Consider the following 23,147-nt stretch of genomic DNA (forward strand, 5'->3'; position numbering starts at 1 on the left):
TTTTTTCAATCCAAAATTTCTTCGATTTTCACCGGGCGGCCTTCAGCAAGCGATTTTTTTGCGGCCAAGCCAATTGCAATGGATAATAATCCATCGTTCCCGTCCACCGGCATTTCGCTGTTGGAAACCAGCGCATCAATAAATTCCTTCATCTCCTGAACATACGAAGCGTCATATCTTTCCAGGAAAAAGTGCAAGGGCAAGTCGCCCGACACGCCCGATTGCGTGTACAATTTGTGGTTGTTCGGGAAGTTGTTTTCGGCCTGGGCCATACCTTTGCTGCCAAACACTTCGAGCCGTTGGTCATAGCCATACACCGCTTTTCGGCAATTGTCGATCACCGCCATGCTGCCGTCGTCAAAAGTCAGCGTGATGACGGCCGTGTCTACATCACCGGCTTTTCCAATTTCAGGATCAACCATCACGGCCGCTTTTGCAAAAACCTCTTTCACCTGCTTGCCCGAAATAAATCGTGCCATGTCAAAATCATGGATGGTCATATCCAGAAACATGCCGCCCGACACTTTGATGTAACTCACCGGCGGTGGCCCCGGGTCGCGACTGGTAATTTTGATGATTTGCGACTCGCCAATCGCACCGCTTTCAACCAGTTGTCTGATTTTTTTGAACTCCGGATCGAACCGCCGGTTAAAGCCCAGCATCAGTTTTACGCCCGATTTGTTCACCACGTCAAGCACTTCCTGAACACGATCAAGGGAAAGGTCAAGCGGTTTCTCGCAGAAAATTTGTTTGCCAGCTTTTGCCGCTTTTATGGTGTAGTCAGCATGGGTGTCCGTTGGCGAGCAAATGACGACCACATCGACTCCAGGCACAACCAGCAGTTCGTCAAAATCGCCAACAAAATTCGGCACATTGAATTCGTCAGCAATAGCTTTCGACTCATCCAGTACATCCATGACGGCCACAACTTCCACTTCAGGAAAATTCCGGCACAAATTCTTCAAATGTATTTTGCCGATCCGGCCCAAGCCGGCAACAGCTACTTTTAGTTTTTTCATGTTTATTTATTTTTAAAGCCCAAGTGATTTCAAAAACTTTCTATTATTGGCTGCGCATTGTTTCGGGTTTCCCATCCCAGGAAGCACATCCTGCTCAACGACAATCCAGTCTTGGTATCCTCTGTTATTCAATATTTCCACGATTGATTTAAAATCGACGCTTCCTTTGCCCAATTCACAAAAAACACCCTTCTCCACCGATTTGAAATAATCGTATCCGTTCTCTTTTGCTTCTTCTCCAACCTGTTCCGAATAATCCTTAAAGTGAACATGCCAGATGCGGCTGTCGTATTTCTCGAGCGCTCTCACCGGATCCCCGCCACCGAAAGCATAATGCCCCATGTCGAGGCAAAGCCCGAGCAGCGAAGGATCAGTGAGCTCCATCAGTTTTGCTACCTCATCCGGCGTTTCAACGTAGCCGCCGCAGTGGTGATGAAAAACGGTGCGCATGCCAAATTGGTCGTTAACAGCCCTGGCAACTTTTTCGCCACCGGCCGCAAAGGTTTTCCACTGTGCGTCAGACAGTCCCATTTTCGGGGTAATCCGGCCGGCATTTTGGGTGCGTTCTTCAACCGAGCCATTTTCGTCGGCCAAAACGATAAAGGCATTTTTGTATCCGGCATCGAACATCAGCTTGGCGGTTTTTAGGGCCAGCTTCACCCCGGCATCGTGGGTTTCTTGCTTGGCAAGCGCTACGGGGACAAAAGCCCCCAACAGCTCCAGTTTTTTTTCACTCAACACTTGCCGAAGTTGCTGCGGATCGGTGGGCATAAAACCCCAGTCGCCCAGTTCGGTCCCGGCATAACCAGTTTCAGCCATTTCAGCAAGTACTTGCTGGTAACCGAGTGATTTCCCTTCGAGCTCAAATTCTAATGCGCCCCAGGAGCAGGGCGCGTTGGCTACTTTTATCATGGTTTTAAATATTTAAAATTTACGTGTCCATTCCTGTGGCCAGCGTTCGATGACCACTTTCGTTTGGGTGAAAAATTCGATGGCGTGACGGCCTTGCCCGTGCAGATCGCCAAAAAAGCTGTCGTTCCAGCCACTAAACGGGAATTGCGCCATGGGTGCAGCCACCCCAATGTTGATGCCGATGTTTCCGGCATTGGCCTGGTTCCTAAAGGTTCGTGCATTCAGCCCGCTGGTTGTGAACAAGCAGGCCATGTTTCCAAAATTATTACGGTTCACAAAATCGATGGCTTCGTCAATCGCCGCCATGTGGATCAGGCTCATCACCGGCCCAAAGATTTCGGTTTTGATGATTTCCCCTTCCAATGCCACATTTTCCAAAATCGTTGGCTTGATGAAATTCCCTTTTTCGTAGCCGCTGATGGTGGCATTGCGCCCATCGAGCAACAGGTTTGCCCCTTCGCCGATGCCTTTGGCAATCAGGCTTTCAATTCGCCGTTTGCTTTCGGGCGTGATTACAGGCCCCATTTCAATTCCCTCGTCGAGGCCGAAACCCGTGGTTTTGCTTTTCGCGGCTTCGAGCAAGGCTTCGGTGATGGTTCCTTTTTTATCGCCAATGGTGATGATGTTTGAAGCGGCCAGGCAGCGCTGCCCGGCACAGCCGTAAACACTGTCGGCTATAATTTTGGCGGTCATTTCCAGGTCGGCATCCGGCATGACCAACACCGGGTTTTTAGCGCCACCCTGCGCCTGCACCCGTTTGCCGTTGGCTGTTCCGCGTTGGTAAATGTAGCGGGCAACCGGCGTGGAGCCAACAAAACTGATAGCTTTCACCTGCGGATGGTCCAGCAAGGCATCCACGCTGTCTTTGCCGCCATGCACGAGGTTGACCAAACCTTTTGGCAAGTCGAGCTGATCAATCAACTCAAACACCTTCATCATGGTCAACGGCACTTTTTCCGAAGGTTTCAGAATAAAACTATTCCCGCAAGCCAAGGCATACGGCAAAAACCAAAAGGGAATCATCCCCGGAAAATTAAACGGTGCCACACAGGCGCAAATCCCAACCGGCTGGCGGATCATAAACTCGTCAATTCCCGAAGCAACATTCTCCGAAAACTCACTCTGCATCAACATGGGCGTGGCACAGGCGGTTTCCACATTTTCAATACCGCGTTGGATCTCCGCCTTTGATTCGGCCAAACTTTTTCCACACTCCAAGGTGATCAACCGTCCCAACTCGTCGAGGTGATCTTCCAGCAATTGCTTCAATTTGTACAAGGGCTGAACCCGTCGCATTACAGGCACATTCCGCCATTCATCCAAGGCTTTGGCCGCAGATTCAACAGCTGATTCGACATCAGCCGCTGTGTTTTTGCCATACGGGACTTTGCCCAAAACTTCTTGGGTGGCAGGATTAAGCACATCAACGGTGCCTGACTCCTTGCTGGCAACCCAACTTCCATTGATATAATTCTTTAAAACTTCCATATCGTGATTTTTTAATCTTGTTATTTACTTTCTTCTGTGAGGGTCATTTAATTGTCATTTCTTGTCATTTGTTGTTTTCAGGATTACTCTTTGATCGCCAATGACTATAAATGACAATCTAATGACCACTTAATGACACTTAAATGACTTCGATATTTTCGAATATTCCTTGCATTTCTTGTCAAACGCCATTTTGTCCCAATAAAATATAAATCATCACCGTCACCACAACCAGCACAATGGAGAGGTGTGGCGTGTATTTCCAGGGAACCATTTCCATCCTCAGTGGTGCCGTGCGAATGCTGAAATTTTTCCTTGGATAATAATAAGATACCGCAAACATGATCATGACATTCAGCACAAATTCAATCCCCCAATTGTGAATAAAATGAAGGTCAATCTTGAGGATGAAGGTGGTGACTATGTAATAGACCAAGCCAAAGATCAGAGCAGACTTGGCGCCCACGGCTGAAATTCGTCCCATGTAAAATCCGGCCAGCATGATGGAGGCAATGGGAATGAAAAAGATTCCGTTTAGTTGCTGAAGCAATTGGTATAAACCTTCGGGCGCTTTGGCCACCAAAGGTGCTGCGATAATCGCAACGATCGCCAACACAGATGAAAGTGCCCGACCAATCCAGACCAAGCGTTTCTCTGTGGCTTCCTTGTCAATCATTCGTTTGTACACATCAATGCTGAAAATAGTGGCAGCGCTGTTCAACACGCTGTTAAACGTACTCAAAACGGCTCCCATCACCACCGCAGCGAAAAAACCAGTCAGGCTCATGGGCAGCACTTTTTTGATCAGCGCCGGGTAAATCAGGTCCTGATTGTCGTACATTGAATCGCCAAAGTAATAGAACCCGATAACGCCAGGCAGCACGATGACCAGCGGAACCAAAATCTTCAAAACACCAGTAAACAACAATCCTTTTTGCGCTTCTTTCAGGTCGCGGGCACCCAAAGCCCGCTGGATAATGGTTTGGTTCATTCCCCAAAAATAAAGCTGGTTGATAATCAACCCCGTAAATAGCACGCCAAAAGGCATCACCGAATCTTTGGCACCAATCACGTTAAACTTCTCAGGGGCATGTTCATACACCTTGGAAAGGCCGTCGAACAAATTGCCGTCGCCAATGCTGAACAAGGCGATTACAGGAATGAGAATTCCTCCTGCCAACAAACCAATGCCATTGATCGTATCAGAAAAAGCCACGGCTTTCAACCCGCCAAAAATAGCGTACACCGAACCAATGACGCCGATACAAATCACGGTTAGCCATAAGCCTTCGGACCTGCTGGTGCCCAGCACTTCAGAAACATTGAAAATACTTTCGAGATTGATCGCACCAGTATATAAAACGATTGGCAACAGTGTGACAACAAATGAAATGACCAAAAACAAGGCCACCAAGCTCCGGGTGGTTCCGTCGAACCGTTTTTCAAGGTACTCCGGAATGGTTGTTAAGCCAAGTTTCAGGTACCGCGGAACAAAAAAGATGGCGGCAATAACCAGCGCCAAAGCCGAAGTTACTTCCCACGAAATGACGATAAAGCCATTTTTATAGGTTGAGCCATTCATCCCAATCAGGTGTTCGGTCGAAATATTGGTCAGCAACATCGAACCGGCAATCACCGTCCCGGTCAGGCTTCGACCGCCCAAAAAGTAGCCGTCTGACGAATCCATCTTGTCTTTCCGAAGCCTAAACCAGGTGTAGAAAGCCACGAAGGCCGTAAATCCAACAAATGTGATGATCGTTAACATCATTTAGTCAGGTTGTTCATTTTTCACTTAAAACTATCGTGTTTGTTATTTCTCTGCTTGCTCCCTTATTGCAATCAGTTTTGTCATTCCTGGTCATTTGATTGTCATGTGTCGTTTCCCAAACAAATAGTGACCACTCAATGACTATCAATGACCATCAAATGACTCATTCCTAGAAGAAATACCGCTGTTTCTTTTTCTGTTCCGAATAATTTTCATAGGCTTTCTGCACGCCTTCCGATTCTGAAACTTCGGCAATCGGCACGTCCCACCAGGCATGTCCGTAGCCTGCCATCTTTCGTTCGGGAACAGTTTCGATGTAGATGACCGTGGTTTGTTTTTCCTGTTTGGCTTGCTGAAGCGCCTCATTAAATGATGCGATATTGCTTGCTTTGTAAACTTTTGCACCCAGGCTTTGGGCATTCATCGCCAGATCAACCGGTAACAGCTCACCTTCGAGCTGACCATCCGGATTTCGATAAGAATATTGGGTTCCAAAACCTTCGCTGCCAATCGATTTCGACAAACCGCCAATACTTGCAAAACCTTTGTTATCAATCAAAATGATGGTGAGTTTAATCCTTTCTTGTAGCGAAGTAATGATCTCAGAAGGCATCATCAAATAGCCGCCATCACCCAGGATGACGTAAATTTCACGATCGGGGCAAGCCATTTTTGCCCCCAGTGCACCCGAAATTTCATAACCCATGCAGGAGTAGCCATATTCGAGGTGGAAGCCTTTGGAATTGCGGGTGCGCCACAGTTTGTGCAAATCGCCTGGCGCACTGCCCGACGCACAAAGCACGACATCATTCGCATCAGAAAAGGTATTGACTGCACCAATCACCTCCGCCTGGCTCGGAATGGCGGCGTCGTCCGCCTGATAAGTGGCAGCTACTTTTTCATCCCAGCTTTTATTGAAGTTGGCAACTTTCTGCCGGTAGCTTTCATCTACTTTGAAGTTGCCTATTTTCTCGGCCAGCTCTTCCAGAATCACTTTGGCATCGCCGGTTAAGGCCAGCGCACTGTGTTTGTGGGCATCAAATTCTGCAATGTTGATGTTGATGAATTTGACATTTTTATTCTGAAAAGCTGTTTTCGAAGCCGTTGTAAAATCGCTGTAGCGGGTGCCAATTCCGATGACCAGATCAGCTTCGGTGCTGATGGCGTTGGCGCCTTCCGTTCCGGTTGCCCCAGTCGCGCCCAGATTATGCGGGTCATCGTAAGACAGCGACCCCTTACCGGCAAAGGTTTCACCAACAGGAATTCCTGTTTGGTGGACGAAGGCTGCCAAGGCTTTTTCAGCTTCGCTGTATATGACGCCGCCGCCTGCAATAATCATCGGCTTTTTTGCTGATTGGATCCATTCCACGGCCCGCCTCAGCGCATTGGCATCCGGGCGCGGACGCGGAATGTGCCACACCCGTTTTTCAAACAGTTCCACCGGAAAATCAAAGGCCTCGGCCTGCACATCCTGGGGAATGCACAAGGTGACCGCTCCGGTGTCAGCGGGCGAAGTCAGCACCCGCATCACTTCAGAAAGCGAAGTAATTAACTGCTCGGGACGGTTGATGCGGTCCCAATATTTCGATACCGGCTTGAAACAATCATTCACCGAAAAATCCTGCGAAACGGCAGATTCCAGTTGTTGCAAAACCGGCGCGACCAAACGTTTGGCAAACAAATCGCCGGGCATGAGCAGTACCGGAAGCCGGTTGATGGTGGCACCTGCCGCAGCGGTAATCATGTTGGTAGCTCCCGGTCCGATGGACGAAGTGCAGGCAAAAGTGGACAACCGGTTTTTCATTTTGGCGTAACCAACCGCCGTGTGTACCGCAGCCTGTTCGTTGCGCACCATATAGTATCTAAAATCGGTGGTTTGCTGCAGGGCCTGGCCAAAACCAGCCAGGTTGCCGTGCCCAAAAATCCCAAAGCAACCGGCAAAAAAGGCTTGCTCCACCCCATCCCGTTCCGAATATTGGTTTTTAAGAAATTCGATGGTCGCCTGTGCAACGGTTAATCTTTTTGTTTTCATTTTATTCAGGATTGATTAGTTAAATAAGACTGAATACAAAGACACCAAGTCACAAAACATTAAATAGTTTCATTCGTGTCTTTGTGCCTTCGTGTTTAAATCTTCCTTTCCGGAGTTCAAGTGCTTCATATCAGAAACCTCCTTTTGATTCGATAAATTGCAAAATCTCATCTTCGTATGGCGTAAAATTGGCGCAGCCCAGTTGGGTCACCACATGCGCCCCGCAGGCATTGCCCATGCGGCACGATTTGTACAAATCCCAGCCCTTCAGGTAGCCATAAATGAATCCGGCAGCAAAGGCATCGCCCGCCCCCAGGATATTGACCACCTCAACGGGAAAGCCCGGCACTTTCTGGACGGTGCCGTCGGGCAGATAGACCACCGCCCCGCGGGAGCCGGTTTTGACGATCAGCGCATCCACGCCCAAACTCAGAATTCCCTGAATGGCTTCATCCACATCGCCTTTAATTTCGGGCGCCGAAATTTGCTGGTGGCTGATGACTAACTGTGCTTTGTCGGCCAGAAAAGCCGCTAAAATTTCCTCTTCGGTTCCCAACACGATGTTCACGTTCCGCATAAAGGCACGCGATGTAATCCCAAAGGCGCGGATATCGTGCCACTGGTCAGCCCGAAAATCAAGGTCGAGCATGACGGGAACGTCATTTTTTCGGGCAATCTCGGCAGCCAGAAAAGCGGCACTCCGTGTTGGTTCGATATTCAACGCCGTTCCCGACAGTTCGAGCAGGCGTGATTGTTCGATTCCGGCTTTTAAAACCTGATCGATGCTAATCTGCGAGTCAGCACAATTATCACGATAATAGACCAGTGGAAAACGGTCAGGTGGTTCAATTCCAAGCAGCACCGCCGATGTCCGGGTGCCTTCAATAACAGGTACATTTTCGGTGGCAACCCCTTCCTTTTTCAAAAAATTCAGCAGGAAATCACCGACTTTGTCTTTTCCAACCCCGCTCAGCAAGGAAGCTTTCAGCCCCAGGCGGGAACAGCCGACAGCAATATTTAAAGGCGAACCACCAACAAAAGCGTGAAAGCCCTGAATGTCTTCGAAGCGGCTGCCAACTTGTTGGGAATAAAGGTCGATCGATGATCTTCCGTAAGTGATCACGTCGTAACGTTTTGCAGTATTTGTCATTTCTATTGGTTATTAGTCATTGGATAATTGGTCCTTGGTGGTCAATCAATTGTCAATTGTCAATGGTTGCTATTGTTGACCCTCCCTGGCCCTCCCTTCGTGAAGGGAGGGTCGGTCCGGCAAGCCGGACCGGGGTGGGTTTTCCATGCCCGGATCTCGGTACTCATATCTACTTATTCATGTCAGCCGTTACCATTGGAACCCGCGGGTCGCGCCCTTTCCACGAATTGTAAATCCATTGGTGATCGGGGTCGTCGGTGTTGGCCAGCGCCTGGTCGCTTCCGGTTAAAAAGTTGAGGTAGTACACGTTGTAGCCATGCCCCGCGGCTACCGGGTGATAGCCCTCCGGAACCAAGACCACATCGTTGTTGCGGGCGACAGCAATTTCGTCCAGACTGCGATCGTCATTATAAACTTGCTGAATGGCGAATCCCTGAGGTTTGTCAATTTTGTAGAAATAGGTTTCCTCGAGGCGGGCTTCAGTCACATTTCCATCTGCATCCACTTTGCGCACGTCGTGCTTGTGTGCCGGGAAAGAGCTCCAGTTGCCTGATGGCGTATAAACCTCAACCGAAACCAGCCGGTGGCAATCGAAGCCAGGTTGAATCAGGCTATTGATCTGGCGGGTAGCATTGTCGCCGCCGCGAATTTCGATGGCCGCCTCCTCCGGCCGTTTAAAATAAGCCGGATGGTCTTCGTCGGTTTCGCACCAGCCATAAGCAATGTCAAGCAGATCGCTTTTAGCAGTCAGTTCAAACGATGTATTGCGAGGAAGATATAAGGAATGCGCAATGCCACTAAAAACATCTTTGCGCCCATTGACGGTTTCCCAGTTTCCCTTGTCGGTTTTAACGGAATAGTTGCCGCCCAGCAAAATAATGGCATACTCATTTTGACCGGTGTTACCGGTCCACGTCTCGCCTTTTTCCATCAGCCGGGCCTCGAAATTCAGGAACTGCCAGCCCGTTTCTTCTTTTAACACACTTTGATAAACTCCTTTTTCGGCCTGCGGCTTGGCCAGCAGCCGGTACTTTTTATCGATTTTCATCTGCTTAATTTTTTTATTTCACTTGCTTTGCCAACAGCCCCCAGCAATTCAAACTTTTGAAGGTTGAATGTTTCCAGGGCATCCATAAAACTTTTTCCGGGAATGATGGGCTCAAACTGTGCCGGCGACAGTTTGAAAAATTCGCGGTGCACCCGTGTCCAGATCAGGCGCGCGTCGGTGGCAATGTTGATTTTGCACACGCCATATTGAATCGCCTTTAGTAATTCATCGGTTGACACGCCTTTCGCGTCAATGCCCAGTTGTCCGCCCGCCGCATTGATGCGTTGGATCTCTTCAAAATTGACGGCCGAACCGCCATGCAGCACCAGCGGAAATCCGGGTAAACGTTGCTGTATTTCTTTCAGAATATCAAATTGAAGCCCTTGGCTACCTGAGAATTTGTAGGCTCCGTGACTTGTTCCCACGGCCACGGCCAGACTGTCGCAACCGGTTTGATTTACAAAAGCTTCCACTTCCGATGGTCGCGTGTATTTGCTGGATTTCTGGTCAACCACCAAGTCATCCTCCACCCCACTCAAAACCCCCAGTTCAGCCTCGACTGCGATATTTTTAGCATGTGCTTGTTCAACTACTTCTTTGGTGAGTGCCACATTCGAATGGAATGGTTCGTGTGACGCATCGATCATGACCGATGTGTAACCGCCCGATTCAATGCAATCCATAGCGTGTTCTTTGGTGCCATGATCCAAATGAACGGCGAAAACGGTATCGGGATGAATTTTTGCAGCGGCCGAAATCATGGACAGTAGCATTTCGGGGTGGGCATAGTTCCGGGCAACCGGAGTGGTTTGAACAATGAAAGGAGCATCGGCTTTTTGCGCGGCGCGGAACAAAGCATGCACCTGTTCCATGCACCAAACATTAATTGCAGCAATGCCATACTTGCCGTAACAGGCTTCGAATAGTTTTTTTGACGAAACAATCATCTTTTGAAAACCAATTAGTTAGGTTTAAAACAGATGAAATTTACACCTTTATTTATATTGATTCCAAATAAACAGATGGAAATGTTTATGCAAAGGTTTGCATAGAATCCAAATTGAAGTGTTCAGAAACAAGAACAATAAGACTGATTCGAAGCGACTAACAACCAGCCATTTCGAGAGCCAAAGGATGATGGGGCTGCATTTTTCGGCTTAACTTCTGGTGGAATAGCGTGTTTTTCCAAACTCCGCTGCTCGCAGATCCGTTGTAGGAATACTTTTCATATAAAACAGGCAGAATACAAGGTGGAAGTCTTGACCGAACTTACTCAAACTCCTTTTTCAGTAGCTTTTTGAATCCCGGACTCACGTAGGTTTTGAAATTGCCTTCGTCGTCAGAATAGATAAAGTAAACATCAATGTTGTGATCCCCTTCGGCGATGGCAATCGACTTGTCAAGTCCGCTGACCATAAAGGCGGTTGCAAAAGCATCGGCGGTCATGCAGTCGTCGGCCAGCACGGTGGTGCTCAACAGGCTATGCTGCACTGGATAGCCCGTTCTCGGATCAATGGTGTGTGCGTATTTCACTCCATTTTCGATATAAAAATTGCGGTAATTGCCCGAGGTGGCCAGCGCTCGTTCTTTCAGCTCCACAATGGCTTTGAGTTTTTGTTCGGTGAAAAAATCGTTGTCATCGGGCTTGCTAATTCCAATCGACCAGTAGTTTCCTTTCGCATTTTTGCCTTTAGCCACCACTTCGCCGCCAATTTCAACCATGTAATTTTTACATCCTTGTTTGCTCAGGTAATTGGCCACCAAATCGCAGGCAAACCCTTTGGCAATAGCACTGGCATCGAGCATGGTGTTGGGATGGGCTTTCACAAGCTGATCATTTTCGATCCACACTTTTTGATAGCCTACAATGGCTTTCAGCGAGTCGATCAGCTCAACGGTCACCTCTTCCTTATTCTTAAAGCCAAAGCCCCAGATGTTAACCATGGGTGCAACAGTGACATCAAAAGCGCCATCGGTAATTTCAGAAATTTCCTGCGCGCGGTTGAAAACCTTGAGAAAATGCTCGTCTAACTTCGTCGTTTCATTTTTATTCACCTTCGAAATGGTGGACGTGGAATCGAAGGTGGACATCGACCGGTTTAGCTCATTCATCACCGCTTCCATGCCTTTTTGAAGATCTTTCCCGTTGGGACTTTCGTAAGTCACATGATAAATGGTTCCGTAAACAAATCCCTCGTTCGAAATATATTCGGCTGTTTGCTGACAGGACGACAGGATGACGAATAAAATGGCCAGAAAGTACAGTCGTTTCATCGCGCGCTATATTTGGTTATGCTTTGATTTGTGCTTTGTAACAGTTCTAAAATGTCCGGTTTACGCTGAATGACATTTGCGAGGTAAATATAAATCATTAGTTTCAGCTTCTGTAAATTGGGACGAATTATCTGTTGAAAACTTAATACGATTGCGGTGATTGAGAAAAGGGCTTTGCTTGCGGGACTTCGGCGTTTCTACCGCTCCATTGTTATTGGAGAGTCCGGGGAGTTGGAATTGAAACAGCGATTGATCATTTTAACCAGCCTGATTATGACCTTTTTTGGGCTGATCAGCATGGTGACCAACTACCTGCTTGGTTTTGGCCCGGTCATGGTCGGGTTGATGGCGGTCATTGCTGTTTTGTTTTTTAGCTACTACCTGGTTGGCCGGTTCAATCTGATGGACCGAAAAATCTACATGCTCATTTCACTGACATTCTTAGTCATTATCAACATTGCCTGGTTTTATAATTATGGTTCCCGCGGGCCTGTGTTCCTCATGTTTATTATTCTTTATACCTTTTACATCTTTATTTGGGAAAAGCGCATGCTGTTGGTTGTATCAGTCGTTTTGCTAATCAATGTGCTGGTGCTTTTCCTCCTCGAATGGCAAAACCCCAACTTCACCGGCAACTATCCCGACGAGTCTTTACGAATTAGCGACGTTTATCTGGGCTTGTTTATTGCCATCTTGCTGATTTTGGCTTTTGCGCTTACCGTAAAGCTCAACTACATGAGAGAATATGCTCAGGCTCGAAAATCGGATCAATTAAAATCAGCTTTTCTGGCCAATATGTCGCACGAAATCCGTACGCCGTTGAACGCCATTGTCGGCTTTTCGTCGCTGGTGAGTGATGATGTTTTTGACCAGGAGCAAAAGGATGAGTTCAAGCGTATGATCAACGAAAACAGTGATTACCTGATGTTTTTGATTGAAGACATTATTGACCTTTCCAAAATTGAAGTTGGCGCCCTGCAATTCAAGATGTCCGAAGTCAGCTTGGACGAACTTTTCGAGAAGCTCAAGCAAAGTTTTGGCAGATCGCCTGGCCACGATCGGAAACAGCTGCACATTCATTACCAGCTACAGCTAGACAATCCGACAATTTCCACCGATGTTTTTCGACTGGAACAGATTCTTCGAAACCTGATCAACAATGCCATCAAGTTTACGGAACAGGGTGAAGTTGAATTTGGCGTCGAACAACGCGATGGCGAAATAACCTTTTATGTCAAAGACAGTGGCATTGGCATTCGGCCCGAGAACATTGAAATTATTTTCGACCGCTTTGTGAAGGTGGAGGAACGCGGGAAGAACATGGTTCGTGGAACCGGAATCGGTTTATTTCTTTCCAAACAACTCATTGAAAAGCTGGGCGGACGCATCTGGGTCGAATCCGAATATGGACACGGAACCACCTTCTACTTTACCATTAATCATTTAGTGGATGAAAAAGCCGTTTTTTAGTTTTTAAGTCAGGTATTCTTGCCCGATTATTTTTATTTTTGCAGTCGAAGAAAAAAATCATTCACACAAAAAATAAACCACTGTGGGTAGAGCATTTGAATACCGGAGAGCAGCCAAGGAAAAGCGCTGGGGGCACATGTCCCGAATTTTTCCAAAGTTATCACGAGCCATTACCATGGCGGCCAAAGAAGGTGGCCAGGACCCGGACATGAATGCCAAATTGCGCACGGCCATTCAAAACGCCAAAGCGCAAAACATGCCCAAAGACAACATTGACGCGGCCATTAAACGTGCGGCAGGCAAGGATGCCAGCGACTACACCGAAGTGAACTACGAGGGAAAAGGCCCGCACGGGGTGTTGATTTTTGTGGAATGCGCCACCGATAACACCACACGCACGGTAGCCAATATCAAATCTTATTTCAACAAGGCGGGTGGGGGACTGGTGCCCACCGGATCGCTCGAATTTATGTTCGACCGTAAGGCGGTGTTTCAGTTTGAAGCCTACGAAGGCATGGACCTGGAAGAATTACAACTGGAACTGATTGATGCCGGACTGGAAGAGGTGGAGCAAAATGAAGATACGGTTTATGTTTACGGCGATTACACCAGCTTTGGAACCCTTTCGCATGCCTTGGAAGAGCTGAAAATAGAGGTGAAAAAGTCGAGCTTGCAGCGCATTCCGACCTCGGCCGTTGAGTTTAGCGAAGAACAATTGGAAGATATTGAAAAACTACTGGACAAAATTGAAGAAGACGACGATGTTCAGCAGGTTTTCACCAACATTGCCTGACGGTTTCGGGTGATACGATTGATTGGTAAAATTGGTAAGCCGCAGCCTTTGGGTTGCGGCTTTTTTATTTCCAGGCGAATAGAACGACTTGTACGTCCGTACACGGCTTCCCCAGCGAGAAGTGGAGCTTTATACGTTTGTACACGAGTTCCCCAGCAAGAAGTTGAGCTTTGTTTGTTTGTACACGCGTTCCCCAGAGAGAAGTTGAGCTTTGTTTGTTTGTACACGCGTTCCCCAGAGAGAAGTCGAGCTTTGTACGTCCGTACACGCCTTCCCCAGCAAGAAGTGGAGCTTTGTACGTTTGTACACGGCTTCCCCAGCGAGAAGTGGAGCTTTGTACGTTTGTACACGAGTTCCCCAGCAAGAAGTCGAGTCGTCATTTATTGACGCGTTCCCCGGAGCGAAGCGGAGAATCGAAACAGGCCCTGGTGAAATAGTCGCAGTGTCCAGTCTCAGTTTACAGTTTCAGGTTTCCAGATACTGACGATGGATGAGTGATTAAGGCGGATTGTTGACTTGCGTTGACCCACCCTGTCTCCCTCCCTAATCTTCAGGCAGGGCAGGGGTGGGTCAGGCATTTAAGAAACAGGCAAGTAGATGACAATTGCTCCGTTCTTTCGTTTTTTCTTCGTGTATAAAGAAAACTTGTGTTTTCTGTGGTTCAGAAAAACTAGTTTAAGCCGGTACAATTTCAAAACCAACCTGCTTTAAATGCTCGTAATAATGGGGGTACGATTTGGTCACCACTTCCGGATCATCAATTTCGATGGGCTGAAAGAGCGCGGCCGGAGCGAAGGCCAGTGCCATGCGATGATCGTGGTAGGTGGCCATGCAGGGAAGTTCGTCTTTCGGAAGTGTGAATGTGCCATCCCATTGCAGTTCGCCATGTTTGGGTTCTTTAATGTCGGCACCAAACTTGGCCAGCTCGTTTTGCAAAGCGGCAATGCGGTCGGTTTCCTTAATTTTCAGCGTTTCCAATCCGGTAAAGTGAAACGGTACTTTTTTCAATACACACAACACGGCCATGGTTTGCGCTACGTCGGGGTTTTCAATGAAGTTGAGCTGCAAATGCTTCGGTTGGATATCGGCCGACTTGGTGATGATCACGCTGTCGGGGGTGGCTTTGCTATCCACGCCAAAGGCTTTGAACCAACTGGCAATTTCGCAGTCGCCCTGCAAACTCATCAGGCGCAGGTTTTTCAGTTCAATCTCAGCCTCGTTGGCCAAAGCGGCCAGCTGATACCAATACGAAGCGCCGGTCCAGTCGGCTTCCACCGTAAACTCGCGTGCCTGGTAGGCTTGTTCGTCCACCCTGATTTCGTTGCCTTTCCAAACCGACCGAACACCAAACTGCTTCATCAGCTTCAGCGTGAGCTCGATGTAGGGGCGCGAAGTCACTTTGTTTTTCAGGCGAAGGGTCAGGCCGCCTTCAATCACCGGGGCAATCATCAATAAAGCCGAAATGTACTGGCTGCTCACGCTGCCATCCAGCTCCAGCACCTGGCCTTTCAGGTGCGAACCCCAGATTTTCAATGGCGGAAAACCTTCCTTTTCCATGTACTCGATTTTGGCACCCAGCGCATTCAAGGCATCCACCAACACATGAATGGGTCGCTGCTTCATTCGTTCCGAACCGGTAATCACCCACTGCCCGACAATCTGCGAAAGAAAAGCCGTCAGAAAGCGCATGGCGGTTCCCGCATGGCCAATATCGAATTGGTTGGTGTTCGAAGTCAGTACCTGCTGCATCACGTCAATATCGTCGCTCGACGACAGGTTCTTGAGCGGATAAGGGCTGTAACTCAGCGCATGAATAATCAGCGCGCGGTTGGCAATACTTTTCGATGAAGGAAGATCGATGCTCCCCCTGATGATTTTATCTGATTTGGAAAGACGGTATTTCATGGTCAGTTGAAAGTTTTCAGTTTTGAGTTTCGAGTTTTGAGTTTCGGGTTTGCACAACAGCTGGCCGATTGGAACTTGAAACTTGCATTTTGGAATTTGGATTTTGGAATTTGGTCCGCCAGTTGGCGGATTACAGTTTGGCGTAATAATCAAGCGCTTCAAAAATTAACTCCTTCGGACAGTCCTCGTTGATCGCCACCTCGCCTATTTTGGTTATCAAGGTGAAGTTGATGCGGCTGCCTTCGTTCTTTTTGTCATGCGTCATGAGTTCGTAAAGGGCTTCGTAGTCCGACTTTTCAATTTCAAACTTGCCGTACACGCCCAGCAACCAAGCACTGATTTCGCTCAACTGGTCCTGCGAAAAGCCGCATCGCTTGGCCGACAGGTACAGCTCCACAATCATGCCGTACACCACCGCAAACCCATGCAAAATGGGGCGCCCGCTGTGCAAGGCATAACTCTCGAACGCATGCCCCACGGTGTGCCCAAAGTTTAGCGCTTTGCGGATGTTCTTCTCGGTCAGGTCGTTTTGCACATGCCAGTCTTTTACGGCCACCGAGTGTGCGATGATTTCTTCCAGACCTTCGTAATCGATGTCGCCCAAATCATAGCTCATCAGCTCGTCCCAGTGGGCCGGATCTTTAATCAGCCCATGCTTCAGCATTTCAGCATAGCCCGAAAGAAAATTATCGTGGTCGATGGTCTTTAAAAAGTTCGTGTTGATAATCACCGCATCCGGCTCATTGAACACGCCAATCTCATTTTTCAATCCGTTGAAGTTGATGCCCGTTTTTCCACCCAGCGAAGCATCCACCTGCGCCAGTAAAGTCGTTGGAATGTTGACAAAAGCCATTCCCCGCTTAAAGGTTGAAGCGACAAAGCCCCCGAGGTCGGTGAGCATGCCACCACCAATGTTGATGAGGAGCGACTTGCGGTCTGCACCATTTTTTGACAAGAACTCCCAAACCTGCTCCACCGAGCGGATGGATTTGTTGGTTTCGCCGCCCGCAATGCTGGTTTGTTTGATTTGATAGCGCGCGATGACCGTTTCGATCAGGGGCAGGCAAAGTCGCTTGGGCGTTTCTTCCGTCAGTAAAAATACTTTCCCGGCAGGAAATTGCCGGACGATTTTTTCGAGTTCATCCGCCACCTTTTGGGAAAAGATAATATTTGAGTGTATTTTTGATGATGCCATGCGTGTGTTAATTTTGAAGAAGGCAAAGTTAATCTATTTTCTCAGCCCGATAAAATCATTCGTCAAATGGCCTGATTATTTACGATTCATTAAAAAACTATGGAAATTTCTAACCAAAAACGATCGCGCACCATCAAAAGAGGTTTTTTTCTAATAGCCGTTTTGTTGCTACTTCCCATCTTGTTTTTTGTTTGGAAAGAAATGGATATGGTGGCCCTGATCAACGGCGGTGTCTTTTTGCTGTTTATCTTCGGATTTCAGTTTATGGGCTTAAACTACGTGCATTACCAGTCGGATGGCGACATCTTGCAAATCCGCTATTACCCCATTGTTTCCTTCTTCGGGAAAGAATACAGCTCCATCGAATTCAACAAAAAAAGGCTTTTTAAGGCGCAGGTGGAGCGATCGTTTCTGTTTCATGAATTGCATGTCGAAATCAAAACGCGGGAAGGCATTGCCGAATATCCGGAAGTGAGCCTGGCAGCCCTGAGTAGCGATCAGATTCAGGCCATTCGGGAGGATCTGGCCGGAATGCTCCCTGAAAAAAGACAACTCCATCAGTAGGTCGCCTGCCTTCAAGGAGCAAATTCCCCATCCATGACTGACGCCGAACAACTCAAATACCAAATCGCCCTGTCGCTGATTCCCGGGATTGGCTGCGCCAACGCCAAACGGTTGATGACATCGCTTGGCGGGATCAGGGAAATATTTGCCGCCAGCAAAAAACTGTTAACCCAGGTGCCGAATATTGGTGCCATTACTGCACAAAAAATTCTGGAAAGTGACGTACTCGAGCGTGCCGAAGAAGAAGTGCGTTTTATTCGGAAGAACGAAATCCAGACCGCCTTTTATTGGGACGATCATTACCCGGTTCGCCTAAAACGCTGTGTTGATGCGCCTTTGGTGTTGTACTGGAAAGGCGCGATCAACTTCAAGGCCGAAAAAATTGTGTCGATGGTGGGAACGCGAAAAGCCACCGGCTATGGACGCGACTTTTGCGATTCGCTGGTGCAAGAAATGGCACAACGCGGCGGTTATACGGTGGTGAGCGGACTGGCCTACGGCATTGACATCGCCGCGCACAAAGCTTGCCTGAAGCACGGTGTTCCTACGATTGGCGTGGTGGCGCACGGGCTCGAACAGGTTTACCCCAGCATGCACCGTTCGGTGGCCGATAAGATGTTGGAAAACGGAGGGCTGGTGACCGACTTTGTGAGCGAAACAGTGATCGACCGCACCAACTTTTTGCGGCGCAACCGGATCATTGCCGGACTGGCTGACGCGACCATCATCGTGGAGTCGGCTGAAAAAGGGGGGTCGCTGGTGACGGCCGACATTGCCGATTCGTACAACCGGGATGTGTTTGCCCTTCCCGGGCGCAGCTCCGACTCGTACTCCAAAGGATGCAACCAACTGATTAAATCGAACAAAGCGTCGATGATTGAAAACCTGTACGATTTGGAATACGCCATGGCCTGGCAGCAAAATATTGACAAGCCATCAAGAATCCAAAAACAACTGTTTGTCGAGCTGAATGCGGAAGAACAACGCGTGGTTGATACGCTGAACGGACAGGACATGTATATTGACCAGCTTTCGTCGCAGGTGAACATGCCCGTTGGAAAACTGTCTTCCGTCTTGCTTGGCCTCGAATTTAAAGGTTTGGTGGCCAGCCTCCCTGGAAAAATGTACAAGCTTAGCTAAAACAATTGGTCCCGAAAGCTAAGACGAATCATCACCGTCCATCCCCTCAGTTCTTCAATCCTTCAATCAACAGCCCCCTTCAACGTCGTCAATCAAGGATAGTTCTTTAAAGCTGAGTTGCCGTTTCACTTTGGCCTGCTCTATTTTATCGAAGGTCTGGGCGCAGGTGATCCCACGCTGTTTCATATGCTTGTTACTTCCAATATGAAGATTTGGAAATTTCCCTTTCTTTTCCAGCAATACCCGGATCGACAACGCTACAAAAGCAAGTGCTACCAACGCAATGGCTACTCCTAAAACCAAAAAAAATTCCATCGTATGCTCCTTTCTTTAACAGCGGCAAAAATACTTAAAAAAGTAAAGGCCCCGCCATGATTTACCTACTATTGTAAACAGTCAAAAAATCATCTTGTTGAATCGTTATTAAGAATGATTCCAATTCGCTATATATAGGGGCCAAATCGAGCGCCAGTTTCAAACATTCTTTCTAATTTTAAGCAAAAATTCATATCATGCAAAAACACATCAATATTGTTGCGGCCATTCAAATTGGCTTCAGCGTTTTCGGAATACTTTTCGCCCTCTTAGTTTATGCCGTTCTTCATTTGGTTGGAGATTTTACCGATGAGCCGGAGGCCAATATGGTTTTGTCCATTATCGCCAACGTCCTCGCCACGGTCTTTGTCATCCTGGCCGTCCCCGGAATTATTGGCGGCATTGGCTTATTGAAACGAAAAGAATGGGCCCGCATCCTGGTGCTGATTATATCCGTGCTCCATGTTTTTAACTTTCCGATTGGCACGGCCGTTGGCGTTTATTCCATTTGGGCGCTTGTGCAGCCCGAGGTGGTGGCCGAGTTTCGCAAACGGCCCATGAACGAACCCATAAACCATGGCTAAAACCGCCCGGCATATGCTGCTTTCCGGACGAGTTCAGGGCGTTGGATTCCGGTATTTTGTGCAACAAAAAGCCAGGGAGTGCCAACTGACCGGATGGGTGAAAAACCTGCCCAACGGAAAAGTGGAGATCGAAGCCGAAGGTGAAGAGCAAGACATCAACTGTTTCATCGATTACCTAAAAATAGGGAACGGCTACAGCCGAACCAACCAATTAAGCCAAAGTCAAGTACAACCCAGCGCAGATTTCAGCGATTTTACGATTCGATATTAACCATGACAAAACAAGATTACCACATGAGCCCTGAGCAGTTTCGCGAGCAGGGCAAAAAACTCATAGACTGGATCGCCGACTATTACGAGCAAGTAGAAAATTACCCCGTTTTATCGCAAGTCAGTCCCGGCGACATTCGTAAAAACCTGCCGGCCAACGCTCCCGGGCAGGGTGAAAGTTTTGATGCGATGATGCGGGATGTGGATCAATTCATCCTTCCCGGAATTACCCACTGGCAGTCGCCCAATTTCTTTGCGTATTTCCAGTCCAACACTTCCGGGCCATCCATTTTGGGCGAGCTGCTTTCGGCTGGCCTCGGCGTACAAGGCATGCTGTGGGCAACCAGCCCCGCCTGCACCGAGCTGGAAAGCCACGTGATGGACTGGCTGGTGGATATGATGGGATTGCCTCAGCAGTTTAAGACCACCAACCAGGGTGGGGGGGTGATTCAGGACACGGCGTCCAACGCGCTGATGACAGCCTTGCTGTGTGCCCGCGAAATGAAAACCAATTTCGAAACCAACAAGCTCGGCGGCTGCCCCAAGATTGTGGCCTACGTCTCGTCGCAGACACACTCTTCCGTAGAAAAAGGCATTAAAATCGTAGGCATTGGACAGCGAAACTTGCGGGTGATTGATGTGGATGAGCATTTGGCCATGATTCCAGAGAAGATGGAGCAGCAGATCAAAAAAGACCTGGACGAAGGGTACATTCCGTTTTTTGCCTGCGCTACCATTGGCACCACTTCGTCCAATGCGGTTGATCCGGTTCGGGCCATTGGCGAAATCTGCCGTCGCTACGACATTTGGCTGCATGTGGATGCGGCCATGTCGGGCTCGGCAGCCGTGTGTCCGGAGTACCGTAACTACTTTGACGGACTGGAACTGGCCAAAAGTTATGCTTTCAACCCGCACAAATGGCTGTTTACCAATTTTGACTGCGACTGTTTTTATGTGAAGGACAAAGCTGTTTTGATTAAAACACTCAGCATTTTGCCCGAATACCTGAAAAATGAGGCCACCGAGAAAGGTGCTGTGATTGATTACCGCGACTGGCATGTGCAACTGGGCCGGCGGTTCCGGGCCCTGAAACTTTGGTTTGTCATTCGGTATTATGGTGTTGAGGGTTTGCAGTATCACATCAGCGAGCATATTCGTTTGGCGCAGGAGTTCGCCGGCTGGGTGGATCAATCACCAGACTTCGAATTGCTCAACCAACCGCCGTTCAACCTGGTTTGTTTCCGCCACAAAAGCGATGATGCATTCAATAAAAAACTGATGGACACGCTCAACAAAAGCGGCAAGCTCTTTTTGACCCACACGGTTTTAAACGGACAGTTTTGGCTTCGCATGAGTATCGGACAAACACAAACCAAGCGGCACCATGTTGAAAATGCCTGGCGCCTGATACAGGAAACGGCTGAGATGAAGTAGACAGAAAGCTGCAAGCGATATGGGCTGAAATTCCAATCCGCCAGCTGGCGGACAGGTTTCAAATTCCAAAATCAAACGACCGCCCCTTCGTGTTGCTCGGGTACTCCTTTTTCTAAGGAGGAGAAAAGGGCTCACTGCTCGTGGGTTTGGAGTTAATAGGAAGCGAAATGTCACTGACCAAAATTCTCCTCCTTTTCTTAAGGAGGAGTACTCCCGGTTTACCGGGAGGGAGGTGGTTGGGTATATTGATTAGGCAGGTGGGATGTTGTCAGCACAAGAAAGCTGCAAGCGATAAGGGCTGAAATTCCAATCCGCCAGCTGGCGGACAAATTCCAAAATCCGGGCAATCGGGACTCCCTGCGGTCGCAAGCAACTGAAAACTGACAACTGATAACCAAATAATGAATATACAAGGAAGAGGAGAGCGCATGCGCAGTGAAGATATTTCTTTTGTGTAACGCTGTGAAAAAACTCTGTGTTCTCTGTGGTTAAGTTCGAGAGGGGGAGAAGATGGGAACGTGAGATAACAGTCGCAGTAAACAGTCACAGTGGGCAGGAAGCTGTCCCGAACGATCGGGACTCCCTGCGGTCGCAAGCCACAAGCTGTAAGTAGCCAGTCACTGACAACTGATAACCGACAACCGATAACTAAATATTCAATAAACGCAGAAGATGAAGTATCCCACGCCTGGTGCTCTTCGTGGTTAATAACTCTGTGCTCTTCGTGGTTCAAATTCAAAAAGACAGAAGCCAACCCGTGGGTCAGCTTCTGTTTCCGGCATCTTTAAATGGTCCTAAAAAAATGCTAGAAGTATCGTTTCCGGGTGTACGAACGCCGGTAAAAGTCAAACTCATAAACCACCCGAACTTCGTGGGTTCCGAGGTGGTACTTGCTAAACTCCTGTGCCAGCGAATAATCGAATGCGTAGCCCATCTTCACAAATTTCATGACCTCCAGCTGCAACACGGCTGCCACCGTGTGGGTTGACCGATAAATGGCACCAATCCAAAACTTATCGTAAAGCATAAAGTTGGCCGACAGATCCAGCTGCAGGGGCGCGCCAATGGCTCCCTTCAGCATAAAGGTTGGTTTAAACCTGACCTGGCGTTGTGTGCCAAACAAGTAGCCACCAATGAGGTAGGCATATTGCAGTTCGGCCAGTGATGAATAGTTGGTCCGGTTCGTCTCAAAATTGTTGGCAATCAGTTGTGGGATCGATAAGCTGATAAAATAGTCTTTGGTATAGACCATGGCGCCAATACCTGCCGTCGGCATCATCTTGATTTCCACATCTTCCATAAACATGGGGTCCTCAATGCCATCGGGGTAAAGTTTGTACTGCGTCAGTTCGTTGCTGTAATTGATAAACCCCGCCTTTAATCCGAAACGTAGCCAGGTCTTCCAGTCCAGCCGAACCTGAAAGGCATAGTCGCCTGTGATGGTCAGCTTCTTTTCGTAGGCCAGGCGATCATCAATAATGTCGAGCCCAACACCGTTGTTTTCGTTTTTTATTGGAGAGTAGAACACCGCCGACTTGGTGAGCGGCGCCCGGTCGTGCCCCACATAATATTGACGAGTGAAGACTTGCACGCCTACCTTGTCCCACATGCCGGCATAAGCTGGGTTCACGGTTTGCACGCTGTTCATGTATTGGGTGAAGATCGGATCGGACTGGCCAAACGAAGGGAAACACCACAGTCCACCCAGCATGATCAGGATCAAAATTCCCCTCATGCCAAAGTTTGTTTTATGTGTCGTTCTGCGTCGTTTCATCTTCGTTGCGAT

Annotated in this window: 20 protein-coding genes; 7 read left to right on the forward strand and 13 right to left on the reverse strand. The window is 48.3% G+C overall.

Annotated elements, in window-relative coordinates:
- Nucleotides 1-5 precede the first annotated feature (5 nt).
- The 9 genes from iolG to NC99_RS02665 form a co-directional block, all read right to left on the reverse strand.
- Nucleotides 6-1,019, reverse strand: coding sequence for an inositol 2-dehydrogenase (iolG, locus tag NC99_RS02625; RefSeq protein ID WP_053179560.1), 1,014 nt, complete (start codon nt 1,017-1,019; stop codon nt 6-8).
- Nucleotides 1,020-1,031: 12 nt separating this feature from the next.
- Complete coding sequence (locus NC99_RS02630) at nt 1,032-1,931, reverse strand: sugar phosphate isomerase/epimerase family protein (RefSeq protein WP_053179562.1); 900 nt, start codon at nt 1,929-1,931, stop codon at nt 1,032-1,034.
- Nucleotides 1,932-1,943: 12 nt separating this feature from the next.
- Complete coding sequence (locus NC99_RS02635) at nt 1,944-3,419, reverse strand: CoA-acylating methylmalonate-semialdehyde dehydrogenase (RefSeq protein WP_053179564.1); 1,476 nt, start codon at nt 3,417-3,419, stop codon at nt 1,944-1,946.
- Between the two features lie 181 nt (nt 3,420-3,600).
- Entirely contained in the window at nt 3,601-5,187 is a 1,587-nt protein-coding gene (locus tag NC99_RS02640; protein WP_204374877.1) for a solute:sodium symporter family transporter, read from the reverse strand.
- A gap of 169 nt (nt 5,188-5,356) precedes the next feature.
- Nucleotides 5,357-7,219 (reverse strand): 3D-(3,5/4)-trihydroxycyclohexane-1,2-dione acylhydrolase (decyclizing), encoded by a 1,863-nt coding sequence (iolD, locus tag NC99_RS02645; RefSeq protein WP_053179566.1) that lies wholly within the window; start codon nt 7,217-7,219, stop codon nt 5,357-5,359.
- Nucleotides 7,220-7,349: 130 nt separating this feature from the next.
- Nucleotides 7,350-8,369, reverse strand: a complete 1,020-nt coding sequence (iolC, locus tag NC99_RS02650; RefSeq protein WP_053179568.1) for a 5-dehydro-2-deoxygluconokinase — start codon at nt 8,367-8,369, stop codon at nt 7,350-7,352.
- Between the two features lie 169 nt (nt 8,370-8,538).
- The gene (gene iolB, locus NC99_RS02655) at nt 8,539-9,417 is read right to left on the reverse strand and encodes a 5-deoxy-glucuronate isomerase (RefSeq protein WP_053179570.1); all 879 of its coding nucleotides are present in this window, start codon (nt 9,415-9,417) and stop codon (nt 8,539-8,541) included.
- Nucleotides 9,414-10,364, reverse strand: coding sequence for a class II fructose-bisphosphate aldolase (locus NC99_RS02660; protein WP_053179572.1), 951 nt, complete (start codon nt 10,362-10,364; stop codon nt 9,414-9,416). Before NC99_RS02660 ends, iolB begins: the two co-directional genes overlap by 4 nt.
- Nucleotides 10,365-10,686: 322 nt before the next feature.
- Nucleotides 10,687-11,691 carry an FAD:protein FMN transferase gene (locus NC99_RS02665; RefSeq protein WP_053179574.1) on the reverse strand — a complete coding sequence of 335 codons (1,005 nt, stop codon included), beginning with the start codon at nt 11,689-11,691 and terminating at the stop codon, nt 10,687-10,689.
- Nucleotides 11,692-11,847: 156 nt separating this feature from the next.
- Between NC99_RS02665 and NC99_RS02670 the strand changes: the two genes are divergently transcribed.
- Together NC99_RS02670 and NC99_RS02675 are read left to right on the forward strand one after the other, a co-directional pair.
- Nucleotides 11,848-13,161: a sensor histidine kinase gene (locus tag NC99_RS02670; protein WP_053179576.1), complete on the forward strand. Its 1,314-nt coding sequence runs from the start codon at nt 11,848-11,850 to the stop codon at nt 13,159-13,161.
- 82 nt (nt 13,162-13,243) lie between these two features.
- Nucleotides 13,244-13,954 (forward strand): YebC/PmpR family DNA-binding transcriptional regulator, encoded by a 711-nt coding sequence (locus NC99_RS02675; protein ID WP_053179578.1) that lies wholly within the window; start codon nt 13,244-13,246, stop codon nt 13,952-13,954.
- A gap of 675 nt (nt 13,955-14,629) precedes the next feature.
- Here the strand turns inward: NC99_RS02675 and NC99_RS02680 are convergent.
- Both NC99_RS02680 and aroB read right to left on the reverse strand, forming a co-directional pair.
- Complete coding sequence (locus NC99_RS02680) at nt 14,630-15,859, reverse strand: 3-phosphoshikimate 1-carboxyvinyltransferase (protein ID WP_053179615.1); 1,230 nt, start codon at nt 15,857-15,859, stop codon at nt 14,630-14,632.
- Between the two features lie 130 nt (nt 15,860-15,989).
- Nucleotides 15,990-17,054 carry a 3-dehydroquinate synthase gene (gene aroB, locus NC99_RS02685; RefSeq protein ID WP_053179580.1) on the reverse strand — a complete coding sequence of 355 codons (1,065 nt, stop codon included), beginning with the start codon at nt 17,052-17,054 and terminating at the stop codon, nt 15,990-15,992.
- A 99-nt stretch (nt 17,055-17,153) separates the two neighbouring features.
- On the opposite strand from aroB, the gene NC99_RS02690 reads away from it, so the two are divergent.
- Entirely contained in the window at nt 17,154-17,618 is a 465-nt protein-coding gene (locus NC99_RS02690) for a hypothetical protein (protein ID WP_053179582.1), read from the forward strand.
- Nucleotides 17,619-17,651: 33 nt separating this feature from the next.
- Nucleotides 17,652-18,758: a DNA-processing protein DprA gene (gene dprA, locus NC99_RS02695; protein ID WP_053179584.1), complete on the forward strand. Its 1,107-nt coding sequence runs from the start codon at nt 17,652-17,654 to the stop codon at nt 18,756-18,758.
- A gap of 66 nt (nt 18,759-18,824) precedes the next feature.
- On the opposite strand, the gene NC99_RS02700 is transcribed toward dprA, so the two are convergent.
- The gene (locus tag NC99_RS02700; protein WP_082326268.1) at nt 18,825-19,073 is read right to left on the reverse strand and encodes a hypothetical protein; all 249 of its coding nucleotides are present in this window, start codon (nt 19,071-19,073) and stop codon (nt 18,825-18,827) included.
- A 197-nt stretch (nt 19,074-19,270) separates the two neighbouring features.
- On the opposite strand from NC99_RS02700, the gene NC99_RS02705 reads away from it, so the two are divergent.
- The 3 genes from NC99_RS02705 to NC99_RS02715 are packed head-to-tail and all read left to right on the forward strand — an operon-like array spanning nt 19,271 to nt 21,361.
- Nucleotides 19,271-19,657 (forward strand): hypothetical protein, encoded by a 387-nt coding sequence (locus NC99_RS02705; protein WP_053179586.1) that lies wholly within the window; start codon nt 19,271-19,273, stop codon nt 19,655-19,657.
- The gene (locus NC99_RS02710; RefSeq protein ID WP_053179588.1) at nt 19,650-19,928 is read left to right on the forward strand and encodes an acylphosphatase; all 279 of its coding nucleotides are present in this window, start codon (nt 19,650-19,652) and stop codon (nt 19,926-19,928) included. The genes NC99_RS02705 and NC99_RS02710 overlap by 8 nt, the downstream gene beginning before the upstream one ends.
- Before the next feature lie 2 nt (nt 19,929-19,930).
- Nucleotides 19,931-21,361, forward strand: a complete 1,431-nt coding sequence (locus NC99_RS02715; RefSeq protein ID WP_053179589.1) for a pyridoxal-dependent decarboxylase — start codon at nt 19,931-19,933, stop codon at nt 21,359-21,361.
- A gap of 805 nt (nt 21,362-22,166) precedes the next feature.
- On the opposite strand, the gene NC99_RS02720 is transcribed toward NC99_RS02715, so the two are convergent.
- Nucleotides 22,167-23,096, reverse strand: coding sequence for a PorP/SprF family type IX secretion system membrane protein (locus NC99_RS02720; protein ID WP_053179591.1), 930 nt, complete (start codon nt 23,094-23,096; stop codon nt 22,167-22,169).
- Between the last annotated feature and the right edge of the window lie 51 nt (nt 23,097-23,147).

Source organism: Sunxiuqinia dokdonensis (assembly GCF_001270965.1).
Lineage (GTDB): Bacteria > Bacteroidota > Bacteroidia > Bacteroidales > Prolixibacteraceae > Sunxiuqinia > Sunxiuqinia dokdonensis.